The organism is Dorea sp. AGR2135 (assembly GCF_000420885.1).
GTDB classification, from domain to species: Bacteria; Bacillota; Clostridia; order Lachnospirales; family Lachnospiraceae; genus Dorea; species Dorea formicigenerans.
In genome coordinates this window covers 93,438-105,896 of record NZ_ATVU01000002.1, presented here as the reverse complement: position 1 = coordinate 105,896, position 12,459 = coordinate 93,438, and the positions used below count along the sequence as shown (strand labels likewise).

Genomic DNA, 12,459 nt, shown 5'->3' with positions numbered 1-12,459 from the left:
TATATGTTACAATAAGAATGCCGTACGGATGATTCTGCTTCGTATATACTGTACGAAACAGGGAAAGATTTTCAACTTTGGCATATAATGATGTTGGGGGCGGATCCCAAGGTCTTTCATCCACTTATGAGCAAGCTCATGTGGATTTAGACCTTTTGACCCTGGCATCATATAATTATATTATACGTTCCCGGGAGATTTGGTCAAGAGAAAGAGAGGATAGATTTCGTTAAGAGGTAGATTATGAGTGAAAAAAAAGATCAGTTGAAAGAAATCCTAAAAGATCAATTGAATAGAGAAGCGAAACAGATAGAAGAAGAAGTCGGACTTAACGATAATGAAGAGATTCCAGATGAGCTGAAGCTCCGCATGAAAAATGCACTGGATCAAAAAATCCGTGAGCGTGAAAAGCGTTCCGAAGATACGAAGCGAACAGATGCGTATGCGAAACTCTCAGAAGAAGACCGGGAAGCACTTCGCATTGGACGGGAGATGTTGAAGAATCAGAGCGAGGAGAAGAAAATCTATACAATGCGCCGGAAGAAACGCAATATCCGTAGAATTGTAGCACTGGCAGCAGTGCTGATCCTCGTAATGGCAGTTGGAATGACAAGCTTTGGTGGACCAGAGAGAATGCTGCAGTTTATGAAGAGTTCTGTAGGTGGAAGACAAGTATCCAAAGTCAATTCCAGCGATAAGAATAAGATTATCGAGGAAGAAGATGAAGAGAAAGTCTATGAGAAGATAGCAGAAGAGTTTGGAATTGAACCAGTAAGAATTATTTGGCGCTCAAAAGGTATGGAATTTATAAAGATGGAATTAGACACAGATATTCAAGTGGCAGAATTAGATTATATACGCGATAGAGAAAAAATGGAATTTATAATTAGTGCTTCTTATGGAAAAGTGTCTTTGGGGGCAGATAATGAAGATGAGATTATAGATCATTATTATATTAAAGAAAATGTTCCGATAGAAGTGACTGAATACAAAACACCTAAAACAGAGACGAACAGGTATAAAGCAGAATTTAAATATAATAATCTGTATTATTGCTTAACAGGAACAATGACAAAGGCAGAAATGGAAAATATTTTAAAAAATTTATATTTTTTTTAAAAAATGCGTCAGTTTTTCTAAGCTCATGTGTCTATTATATAGGGAACCCTAAATAGAGAGATGGGAGGTAGATAAATGAAGCGATGTATGTCCATATGTTGTGTATGTGCTATGGCTTTAGGATTAAGCTTTGGTGTATCGACGGATACACAGGCGGCATCTAGCGTAAAGGTGATCGACGGATCCCAACTTACAAAAGATGTAGAATCCATTGGCTATACTCAAAAAGTTGCTAGAGGCGAAGATCTTCTGACCGGATATTCCAAAATTGTCCGGATGGGCCCGGGAGAAATCTATGCCGGAGGAACAACATTAGCTGCACATGAAGTAGAACGTATCGGGATTGGTGTCATTATTGAACGAGCTAAAGAGGAAGATACAAAATGGTCTTTTTATGATTCCTGGAATAAGTTCTTAGAAAATACTGATCGTGCATCATCTAAAAAATATTTAGATGTAGAAGGCGATTATTACTATCGTGTTCGATGTGTTCATTCCGCTAATGATGATGTAAGCAGCAGTTTCACAGATGGAGTTTACATTGAGGAACCTTAAGTAAGATTTTGTAGAAAAGAAAGAAGAATTTAACAAATTTATAATTACAATCAGATTAGTGGGCAAGGCCATTATAATGATGGGAAAAACAAATTAAAAACAAATTTCGGGTAAAGTTAGTAGGTTGGATTATAATACTTTAGAAATTTAATAACAACTGAATATTGAAACAATTAGACGCTCTTCCACAGCAATCTACATATTTCATGGCCCTTACGTTGGTTCGCAGGGCTTTGGAAGGGCGAAGGAACTGGAGACAGTTCAAAGAAAAATTTAAAAGAAAAAATATTATAACAATCATGAGAAGTAAGTTTAGGTAAGTTTAGTTTTAGGACACGCAAGCTATTAAAAGCTGCGTGTCCTTTTCCATGTGACTTACTTTACGTGAATGAATCAATTTACTGAGCGATTGCTTCGCGGAGTGCTTTGGCAAGCTGATCCGGGCAGGAAGTTGCTTTGGAACCGCATTTGATTCCGGCAAGTCTTTCGATGGCGTCTTCCACTTTCATTCCCTTTACAAGGCTTGAGATTCCCTGAAGATTACCGTTGCAGCCACCTACAAAATCTACATCTTTAATTTTATCGCCGTCCAGCTCTATGTGAATCATGCTGGAACAGACACCGTGTGTTTTATAATCCATGTTTAAAACCCTCCTATATGTTATACCAGATATATGAATATCAGAAGCCATTCTAACAGAGAAAAATCTGCTTGTAAAGAAAAATTAAGATTTCCAATAATATGATGTGAACAAGCCATTTTATGGAAGCTTGAGGTGTTCGAGGATTGCGGGAATTGCATAGCAATGAAGCAATCCGGTTACATCATAATATGTATGAAAAAGAGTGCATAGAGGAATACAAAGAGGAATACAGAGGAATAAACAGGCAGGAATGCACAGGTACAGTAAAGAGCATCAATGCTTGACATTTGTGCATGGGGTAGGGGATAATGTACAGGATAACAGGAAATGTTTGTAATGATAGTGAAAAAGGCAGTCAGATAAAGGAAATGTGCGGAAATCGCACAGTAAAAATGCATAGCAGGAGGAAAATCGGATGATAGGTATTATTGGAGCAATGGAAGAGGAAGTTGCAGCTCTGAAAAGTGAGATGGCAGATGCTAAAGTGACAGAGTTTGCTTCCATGACATTTTATAAAGGAACTCTTTGTGGGAAGGACACGGTTGTCGTAAGAAGTGGAATCGGTAAAGTTAATGCGGCAATCTGTGCGCAGATCCTGGTGGATAAATTTGGCGTAGATACGCTGATCAATACAGGTATTGCAGGATCCCTGGATGCAAGAATTGACATTGGTGATATGGTGATTTCTACAGATGCGGTGCATCATGATATGGACGCAACCATATTTGGAGATGCAATCGGCCAGGTGCCAAGAATGGATACGCGCACATTCCCGGCAGATCCGCATCTGGTAGAGCTTGCAGTGAAGGCAAATGAAAAAGCAAATCCGCAGATCCATACATTTACAGGAAGGGTCGCAAGTGGAGATCAGTTCATTTCTTCCGGAGAAGTGAAAGCACGTATCGTGGAGAATTTTCAGGCTCTTTGCACAGAGATGGAGGGAGCCGGAATCGCGCACGCGGCTTACCTTAACAAAGTTTCGTATGTCATCATTCGAGCAATTTCTGATAAAGCTGACAACAGTGCAACGATGGATTATCCAGAGTTTGAAAAACAGGCAATTGCCCACAGCGTGGCGCTTGTAAAGGAATTGCTCCCGATGATTTAAAACCAGAGAATAAATGATTCGATAAAATATAAGAAAAAATACCATAATCTGCGGTGTGCAGATGTCGCTTTATGGGGAACGGTTTTTCGCCCTTCTTTTGGAAAATCCATTATAATTGGTGCCAAAAGGAGGGCTTTTATCATGTTAGAATTAATGTTAGACAGACATGTGATCTATGTACTGATGGGAATGAGTGCATTTGCCGGAGTTGTGTCAAAGGTGGTCGTTGGAAGAACACTTAGGAAGCTGGTGGCAGCAGCGGAAAGTATGGGAAAGAGTAATCATCCGTTGATGCGGCTTGTGCGGGCGAAATTCGAGCATACCTGTATGATCAGTGAAAAGGTGGAAAACGTAGGCGTATTTGTGGACAAGTATCTCTATGAATACCGGGTTGGTGGAGTCAGGCTCCATGCATGGCGGCGGTTACAGATGGCGGGTGCCGGACTTTGTCTGATTCTTGGCGGAGTCGGTGCAATCATAAGTTATCGGATTAAAGGGGCGACAGAGCAGACAGCTATGATTGGCGGAACCGGCGTGGCGCTGGCGTTAATCGTATTCTTGGTACATATGCTGACGGATGAGGAGTACCGGCTGGAGGCAGTACGAAATTATATGGTAGATTACTTGGAAAATATTTATCAGCATCGCTATGAAAAAACATACAAGAAAGAAGTTCTGGCAGAAGAGGCAAGATCAGAAGAAGCGAGAATAGCGGAGAGTGCCAGAATACAAGAAAATGCAGGAATGACGAAGAATACCAGAATGCCAGAAGAAGAGAGAATGGGTGAGAATACCAGAATGCCAGAAAATATAGGAATTGTGAAGAATACCAGAATGCCAGAAGAAGAGAGAATGGGTGAGAATACCAGAATGCCAGAAAATACAGGAATTGTGAAGAATACTAGAATGCCAGAAAATGCAGGAAGGACAGAGGGGGATAACTTGCCAGGTGAATCTGTGAATCAGAAGAAGCAGGAACCAAAGCAGGAATTTCCTGGATCTATGGACAGTCTGCTTTGGGCGATGTATAAGACAGAACCGCTGCAGGTGGAAGATGACCGGAAGGTCAAAAAGACAGCTATATCGCAAAAACCAGGTAAAACAGAAAAAATAGAAAAAACAATAGAATCGGAAGAGACAAAGGCGCAGGACGAGGCAAACAGAAATCAGCGTATCCGAGAAATCCTGGAGGAGTTTATGGCTTGATAATAAGAGACTGATTTGTTAAAATATAGATAACGGCTCAAAGTTAGTTTTGTAAAACAAGGACTGTCTGTGAGCTGTCACATTTATAAGAAGAAAATGATACAGATTTCTTCGAGACAAGAACTAGAACGTAACGGGTAGCATAAGGAGGACGAGTCCAATGGGAAGTAAAGTAACATTTGATTATTCAAAGGCAGATGCGTTTATCAGCGCACATGAGATGGAATCTATGAAGAAGATTACCGAGGCTGCAAAAGCTGAACTCCTGGGAAGGGAGGGAGCAGGAAATGATTTCCTTGGCTGGATCGATCTTCCGGTTGATTATGATAAAGAGGAGTTCGAGAGAATCAAGAAAGCCGCTGCAAAGATTCAGTCAGATTCAGAGGTGCTGGTAGTAATCGGTATCGGAGGATCTTATCTTGGCGCAAGAGCAGCAATCGAATTTCTTGGACACAGCTTTTATAATGTAGTATCAAAAGAGATCCGCAAAGCTCCGGAGATTTATTTTGCCGGTAACAGCATCAGCAGTACATATCTGAAACACCTGATCGAAGTGATCGGAGACAGAGATTTCTCAGTTAATATCATTTCCAAATCCGGAACAACAACAGAGCCTGCAATCGCATTCCGTATTTTCAAGGAGATGCTGGAGAAGAAGTATGGCAAAGCTGAGGCTGCTAAGAGAATCTATGCAACAACAGACAAAGCTCGTGGAGCTCTGAAAGGACTTGCTGATGAGGAAGGATACGAAGAGTTCGTAGTACCGGATGATGTTGGAGGACGTTTCTCTGTACTGACAGCTGTTGGACTTCTTCCGATCGCAGTCAGCGGAGCTGATATTGACAAGCTGATGGAAGGTGCAGCAGAAGGAAGAAAATTCGCACTTGAGAATCCATTTGAGGAAAATGACGCAATGCTCTATGCAGCAACACGTAACATTCTGCTCCGTAAGGGAAAAGTGGTTGAGATCATGGCAAATTATGAGCCAAGCCTGCATTATGTATCTGAGTGGTGGAAACAGCTCTTCGGAGAGAGTGAAGGCAAGGATAAGAAAGGAATCTTCCCTGCATCTGTAGACCTTACAACAGATCTTCACTCTATGGGACAGTTCATTCAGGATGGAAGCAGAATCATGTTCGAGACAGTTATGGAAGTGGAGGAGCCGACAGAGCAGATCACAATCGGTGAGGAACCGGTGGATCTGGACGGACTGAACTACCTTGCAGGCAAGACAATGGATTTTGTAAATAAGAGTGCTATGAATGGTACGATTCTTGCACATACAGACGGACAGGTTCCGAATCTGAAAGTGACAATTCCGGCGCAGGACGAGAAGTCACTTGGACAGTTATTCTATATGTACGAGTTCGCATGCGGTGTCAGCGGATATATTCTTGGAGTAAATCCATTTAATCAGCCGGGTGTTGAGAGCTACAAGAAGAATATGTTCGCACTTCTTGGAAAACCGGGATACGAAAAAGAAAGAGAAGAACTTCTTAAGAGATTATAAGAATGGCAACGATATACGAAAAATTAAAAGCGTATAGCGATTCTGACTATTATGGATTTCACATGCCGGGACATAAGCGTAAGATGCATATGTCCTGGGATGCGGATCCTTATACTGTAGATATTACAGAGATTGAAGGATTTGATGATCTTCATCATGCAGAAGGAATCCTGAAAGAGGCTCAGGAACGGGCAGCCAGAATCTATCATGCAGATGAGACACATTTTCTGGTAAATGGAAGTACAGTTGGAATTCTGAGTGCTATCGCGGGTGTGACGAATAAAGGAGATCAGATTCTTGTGGCGCGCAATTGTCACAAATCGGTCTATCATGCAATCTACATGAATGAGTTGAATCCGGTGTATCTCTATCCCCGGTTTGATTCAGAGTTACAGTTGAATATTGAGATATCCGCAGAGGATGTGAGGAGGGCCCTTAATCGGTATCCACAGATCCGAGCAGTCATGATTGTATCTCCGACTTACGATGGAATTGTGTCGGATGTGGCCGAGATAGCAAAGGCCGCACATGAAAAAGGACTGCCGCTGATCGTGGATGAAGCACACGGGGCTCATTTTGGTTTTCATCCCTATTTTCCGGAAAATGCAAATCAAAAAGGCGCAGACATTGTGATCCACAGTGTTCACAAGACACTTCCGGCATTTACCCAGACAGCACTTCTCCACATGAATGGGAATCTGGTAAACCGGGAAAAGGTGAGACGATATCTGCATATGTTACAGAGTAGCAGTCCGTCTTATATTCTGATGGCGGGAATCGATCAGTGCATGGAGATGCTGGATCATCACTGCGAGGAAGTTTTTGACCCGTATGTGGAGCGATTGAAGAGATGTAGAGAAGAACTTGGAAAATGTGAACATATCCGGCTGGCAGAGACCAAACATTATGATAAGTCAAAGCTTGTATTATCAGTAGCAGGACTTACGAAAGGACTTGCGGATACATATGGTGCAGAAGCAACAGGGATTCAATTACAGGAAGATTTATTAAATCAGCACCACCTGCAAATGGAGATGGCCGCGGGGACTTATGTGATTGCCATGACTTCAGTCGGGGATACCGATGAAGGAATGAAACGGCTTATAAAAGCAATTTATGAGTTGGATAAGAAATATAAACCTTTACAGGGGGCTTATAACACTGTAGATTCAGACATAGTGCCGGAAGAAATCAAAAAGTCGCAAAAGAAAGAAAAAAATTACGATATAGAACCGGGACATCTGCCACAGGCGGAAGTAATCTATTCACCGGCGCAGGTCATCAGCATGAAAGACGCAGGGGCAGATGGGTTTCAGGTTGTGCCATTGACACAGAGCGAAGGCTACATTTCCGCGGAGTACGCGTATCTCTATCCGCCGGGAATCCCGATGCTGGTGCCGGGGGAACGGATCACAGCGCAGATCCGGGAACATTTTCAATGGTATATGGAAAGAACATATGAGATACAGGGAGTAGAAAAAGAAGGATACATAGAGGTATGGACGCATGGGTAAGATATATTATATAATGGGCAAGAGTTCATCTGGAAAAGATACATTATTCCAGAAGATCAAGCAAGAGCTGCCGATGCTTCAGACAGTGACGCTTTACACGACCAGACCGAAGCGGGAAGGTGAAAGAGAAGGCGTCGAATACCATTTTGTGACAGATGAACAGATGCATATTTTCGAGAGACAGGGAAAGGTTGTTGAACTTCGTACTTATAATACTGTTCACGGAGCATGGAAATATGCTACAATAGAAGATGGACAGGTGAATCTGGCAGAATCCGACTATCTGATGATCGGAACGCTGGAGTCCTATGGAAAGTTAAAGAAATATTACGGAGCGGCGTATCTTGTTCCGGTGTACATCGAAGTAGAGGACGGCGAGCGGCTGAACCGTGCACTTACGAGAGAGCGGCAGCAGGAAGTGCCACGTTACGCGGAGATGTGCAGAAGATTTCTCGCAGATACGGAAGATTTTTCCGAGGAACATCTGAGAGCTGCGGGAATAAAGAAGCGTTATTACAATGATGACCAAAAAAGATGCTTAGATGAAATTATAGAGGACATACGATATGGGAAGTTTTAAAGATGTAGTAGGACACAGAGATGTAATTCAATATTTGCAGAATGCAATTGCCGAGAATCGGGTATCACAGGCGTACATTGTGAATGGCGAGCGCGGAACCGGAAAGAAGATGTTGGCAAAGTTATTTGCCATGGCACTTTTATGTGAAGAACATGGACCGGAACCATGTAATAAATGTCATTCCTGTGTACAGGCAGAATCGAATAACCATCCGGATATTATCTGGGTGACACATGAGAAGCCGGGATCCATCGGAGTCGATGATGTGCGCACACAGATCAATAATACAGTTGCGATCAAGCCATATCAGGGTCCATATAAAGTTTATATTATTCCGGAAGCTGATATTATGACGGTACAGGCACAGAATGCGTTATTAAAGACGATTGAAGAACCGCCACAGTATGCAGTATTTATTCTGCTGACGGAAAATGCAGACGTATTGCTTCCGACAATTAATTCCAGATGTGTCATGTTAAAACTTCGCTACATCAAAGATGCACTGATTAAAAAATATCTCATGGAGAGAATGGAAGTACCAGATTACAAGGCTGAAGTCTGCGCTGCATTTGCACAGGGGAACCTTGGAAAAGCTATCAAACTGGCAGGCTCCGAGCATTTTAATGAGCTCAAGGACGAAGTCCTGAACCTGATGCGTCATATAAATGAGATGGATATCAGTGAGCTTGTGGAGGCAGTGAAACGCTGCACTCTTTATAAAGTTGAAATCAACGACTATCTTGACCTGATCATGGTATGGTACAGAGATGTCTTGTTATATAAAGCGACAAGGGAAATAGATAAGGTTGTATTCAAAGATCAGATCGACTGCATGCGTGAGCAGGCAAGACGCAGTTCTTATGAAGGAATTGAGACGATTCTGGACAGCCTTGACAAAGCAAAAGCCAGACTAAAAGCAAATGTTAACTTTGATCTGGTCATGGAGCTTTTGTTCCTGACGATAAAGGAGAACTAGATTTATGACAAAAGTAATCGGAGTAAGATTCCGCCAGGCGGGAAAGATCTACTTTTTCTCACCGGGAAAATTAGAGATTAAAACCCAAGACCGTGTCATCGTAGAGACGGCGCGCGGTGTTGAGTTCGGAAAGGTTGTGACAGGTCCGAAAGAAGTAGAAGACGACAAGATCACACAGCCTTTAAAATCTGTGATTCGAATTGCAAACGAAGAGGATTACAAAAAAGAAGAGAAAAACAGAGAAAAAGAAAAAGAAGCATTTAACATCTGCTTAGAGAAGATCCGTAAACACGGTCTGGAAATGAAGCTTATAGATGCGGAGTATACATTTGATAATAATAAAGTGTTATTTTACTTTACCGCAGATGGAAGAATTGATTTCCGTGAGCTGGTAAAAGATCTGGCAAGCGTGTTCCGTACACGTATCGAGCTTCGTCAGATTGGTGTCCGTGATGAGACGAAGATTCGTGGAGGCATTGGTATCTGTGGAAGACCACTTTGCTGTCATACGTATCTGTCTGAGTTTGCACCGGTATCGATCAAGATGGCGAAAGAGCAGAACCTGTCTCTGAATCCGACAAAGATATCCGGAGTCTGCGGCAGACTGATGTGCTGTCTGACTAACGAAGAAGAGACCTATGAAGAGCTGAACCGTCAGCTTCCGGGAGTTGGAGATCATGTAACGACGCCGGAAGGACTTCATGGTGAAGTTCAGGCCGTTCACGTACTGCGTCAGATCGTAAAGGTTATTGTGACGCTGGATAACGATGAAAAAGAAATCCGTGAATATCCGGCAGGTGAGCTGAGATTCAAATCAAGAAAGAAGAAAAAAGATGCAAAGCTTTCGAAAGAGGAGTTTGCACAGTTAAAAGCTCTGGAGGAGAAAAATGGCGCCTCCAAGTTAAATGATGACTAATAAGAAGCCCGATGAGCGCCTGGATGATCTCCAGGTGAAGGGCTATGAGATTATACAGAAGCCCGGTCGGTTCTGCTTTGGCATGGACGCCGTGCTTCTGTCTTCCTATGCAAAAGTAAAACATGGGGAACGAGCACTGGATCTTGGGACCGGAACCGGAATTCTTCCGATTTTACTGGAAGCAAAGAATCCGGGACTTCATTATACAGGTCTGGAAGTTCAGGAAGAAAGTGCTGATATGGCAAGAAGAAGCGTGGCACACAACGGGCTGGAGAACAAGATAGATATCGTTACCGGTGATATCAAAGAGGCAAGTCACATATTTGGAAATGATTCGTATGAAGTTATTGTATCCAATCCACCGTATATGATTGGAGAACACGGTCTGAAAAATGATAACGAGGCTTTGTATATCGCAAGACATGAAGCGTTATGCACATTAGATGATCTTTTGCGAGAAAGTGCAAAAGTACTGAAAATGAAAGGACGTTTCTACATGGTGCACCGTCCTTTCCGCCTGCCGGAAATCTTTACAAAAATGTGTAATTACGGAATCGAGCCGAAACGCATGCGTCTCGTCCATCCATATGCAGACAAAGAGCCAAACATGGTTCTTATCGAAGGCCTCAAAGGCGGAAAACCACGCCTCGCCGTAGACCCGCCGCTCATAGTCTACACGAAAGACGGGGAGTATACGGAAGAAGTACTGAAATTGTACGGGATGAAATAAAAGGAGAATTATATGTCAGGAACATTATATCTGTGTGCAACTCCGATCGGCAACCTGGAGGACATGACATTTCGCTGTGTCCGTATTTTAAAAGAAGTTGATCTGATCGCAGCAGAGGATACCCGCAATAGCATTAAGCTTTTGAATCATTTTGATATTCACACACCGATGACCAGTTATCATGAATATAACAAGATTGCAAAAGCGCATACGTTGATTGAGCACTTGGAAAATGGTGAAGATATTGCACTGATCACGGATGCGGGAACGCCGGGAATCTCCGATCCGGGTGAGGAGCTGGTGGCAATGTGTCAGGAAGCAGGAATCACTGTGACAGCAGTTCCGGGGGCAGCAGCCTGCATCACAGCGCTGACCATTTCCGGATTGTCCACAAGAAGATTCGCGTTTGAAGCATTTCTTCCGACAGATAAAAAAGAACGACAGGCAGTGCTGAACGAACTGACGGAAGAGACAAGAACTATGATTATCTACGAAGCACCGCACAGACTGGTCCGGACATTAGAGCTTCTGCTTGCGACCTTGGGTGACAGAAGAATCCGCATTTGCCGGGAGCTTACGAAAAAGCATGAGACAGTCTTTGCAACAACGATCAGTGCGGCAGTGGAATATTATAAAGAGCAGGAACCAAAAGGGGAATGCGTGCTTGTCATTGAGGGTAAGAGCCGTCAGGAACAGATAGAAGAAGAACGCCAGAAATGGGAAGAAATGTCCATTCAGGAACATATGGATTATTATATGGATCAGGGGATTCAGAAAAAAGAAGCAATGAAAATGGTCGCGAAAGACCGGGGAGTCGGAAAGAGAGACATTTACCAGGCGTTATTGTAAAAAAGTAATGATGGATAAAAAGCCTGAATTACAGTAGTCAGGGGAAGACAAAGAAAGGGGCTGATCAGATGGCAAGTCTGACATTAAAACATGTAGATCGCGCATTTCCGAATGGATATGAGGCAGTAAAGGATTTAAATTTCCAGATTGAAGACGGAGAATTTGTAATATTGACTGGTCCATCCGGGAGTGGAAAAAGTGCTGTTATGCGCATGATCGCAGGTCTTGATGAAGTGAAAAACGGAGAGATATGGATTGGAGACAAGTTGGTCAACAGTCTTCCACCGGAGGAGCGTGGAATTGCTATGATTTTTCAGAATTATACTGTGTATCCACGAATGACAGTTCTGGAAAATGTAGAACTGGGCTTAAGACTTCGCGGCATAGATGAAAAAGAAATAGGAAAACGGACACTGGAAGTGATGGAACTTCTAGATCTTGTAGAAGTCCGATTTGCAAAAGTAAAAAACTTGTCAGATTTGTGGAAACACCGGACCGCGCTGGCGCGTGCCATGATTTTGGAGCCAGATGTAATCCTTATGGATGAGCCGCTTCGCAATGTAAATCCCAAATTTCATAATCAGTTGACTCAGGAGCTGGTGGAATTGCAGGAGAGAACCGGAGTTACGATACTGTATGCGACAAAAAATGTGGAAGAGATGGCACTATTGGGAAAACGAAAAGTGATGGTGTAAAATAGACGAGAAGAATTTAGAAAATAGAGGAAAGATTAAGTGAGAAACACTTGCGAA

The 12,459-nt window shown here is 42.7% G+C and carries 13 protein-coding genes; 12 read left to right on the top strand and 1 reads right to left on the bottom strand.

All coding sequences use genetic code 11. From position 1 onward, the window contains the following. Window positions 1-243: 243 nt before the first annotated feature. Together G593_RS0101995 and G593_RS0101990 are read left to right on the top strand one after the other, a co-directional pair. On the top strand, window positions 244-1,119 hold the full coding sequence (locus tag G593_RS0101995) for a DUF4367 domain-containing protein (protein WP_029730544.1): 876 nt from the start codon (window positions 244-246) through the stop codon (window positions 1,117-1,119). A gap of 75 nt (window positions 1,120-1,194) precedes the next feature. Beyond that, window positions 1,195-1,674: a DUF6147 family protein gene (locus G593_RS0101990; protein WP_029730543.1), complete on the top strand. Its 480-nt coding sequence runs from the start codon at window positions 1,195-1,197 to the stop codon at window positions 1,672-1,674. 398 nt (window positions 1,675-2,072) lie between these two features. On the opposite strand, the gene G593_RS0101985 is transcribed toward G593_RS0101990, so the two are convergent. Continuing rightward, entirely contained in the window at window positions 2,073-2,315 is a 243-nt protein-coding gene (locus G593_RS0101985) for a TIGR03905 family TSCPD domain-containing protein (RefSeq protein WP_005337480.1), read from the bottom strand. Between the two features lie 418 nt (window positions 2,316-2,733). On the opposite strand from G593_RS0101985, the gene G593_RS0101975 reads away from it, so the two are divergent. From G593_RS0101975 to G593_RS0101930, 10 genes are all read left to right on the top strand, one after another. Beyond that, the gene (locus G593_RS0101975) at window positions 2,734-3,426 is read left to right on the top strand and encodes a 5'-methylthioadenosine/adenosylhomocysteine nucleosidase (protein WP_005337479.1); all 693 of its coding nucleotides are present in this window, start codon (window positions 2,734-2,736) and stop codon (window positions 3,424-3,426) included. 141 nt (window positions 3,427-3,567) lie between these two features. Then, window positions 3,568-4,632, top strand: a complete 1,065-nt coding sequence (locus G593_RS0101970) for a hypothetical protein (RefSeq protein ID WP_029730542.1) — start codon at window positions 3,568-3,570, stop codon at window positions 4,630-4,632. Window positions 4,633-4,792: 160 nt separating this feature from the next. After that, complete coding sequence (locus G593_RS0101965) at window positions 4,793-6,142, top strand: glucose-6-phosphate isomerase (RefSeq protein WP_029730541.1); 1,350 nt, start codon at window positions 4,793-4,795, stop codon at window positions 6,140-6,142. A gap of 2 nt (window positions 6,143-6,144) precedes the next feature. Beyond that, window positions 6,145-7,656: an aminotransferase class I/II-fold pyridoxal phosphate-dependent enzyme gene (locus tag G593_RS0101960; protein ID WP_029730540.1), complete on the top strand. Its 1,512-nt coding sequence runs from the start codon at window positions 6,145-6,147 to the stop codon at window positions 7,654-7,656. Further along, window positions 7,649-8,236: a hypothetical protein gene (locus G593_RS0101955; RefSeq protein WP_022279511.1), complete on the top strand. Its 588-nt coding sequence runs from the start codon at window positions 7,649-7,651 to the stop codon at window positions 8,234-8,236. Before G593_RS0101960 ends, G593_RS0101955 begins: the two co-directional genes overlap by 8 nt. Beyond that, on the top strand, window positions 8,223-9,212 hold the full coding sequence (holB, locus tag G593_RS0101950) for a DNA polymerase III subunit delta' (RefSeq protein WP_005337473.1): 990 nt from the start codon (window positions 8,223-8,225) through the stop codon (window positions 9,210-9,212). The genes G593_RS0101955 and holB overlap by 14 nt, the downstream gene beginning before the upstream one ends. Before the next feature lie 4 nt (window positions 9,213-9,216). After that, the gene (locus G593_RS0101945) at window positions 9,217-10,128 is read left to right on the top strand and encodes a PSP1 domain-containing protein (protein ID WP_005337472.1); all 912 of its coding nucleotides are present in this window, start codon (window positions 9,217-9,219) and stop codon (window positions 10,126-10,128) included. Then, entirely contained in the window at window positions 10,118-10,858 is a 741-nt protein-coding gene (locus G593_RS0101940; RefSeq protein WP_029730539.1) for a tRNA1(Val) (adenine(37)-N6)-methyltransferase, read from the top strand. The genes G593_RS0101945 and G593_RS0101940 overlap by 11 nt, the downstream gene beginning before the upstream one ends. 12 nt (window positions 10,859-10,870) lie before the next feature. Beyond that, window positions 10,871-11,707 (top strand): 16S rRNA (cytidine(1402)-2'-O)-methyltransferase, encoded by an 837-nt coding sequence (gene rsmI, locus G593_RS0101935; RefSeq protein WP_005337470.1) that lies wholly within the window; start codon window positions 10,871-10,873, stop codon window positions 11,705-11,707. A 68-nt stretch (window positions 11,708-11,775) separates the two neighbouring features. Continuing rightward, on the top strand, window positions 11,776-12,402 hold the full coding sequence (locus G593_RS0101930; RefSeq protein ID WP_022279509.1) for an ABC transporter ATP-binding protein: 627 nt from the start codon (window positions 11,776-11,778) through the stop codon (window positions 12,400-12,402). The last annotated feature ends 57 nt before the right edge of the window (window positions 12,403-12,459 follow it).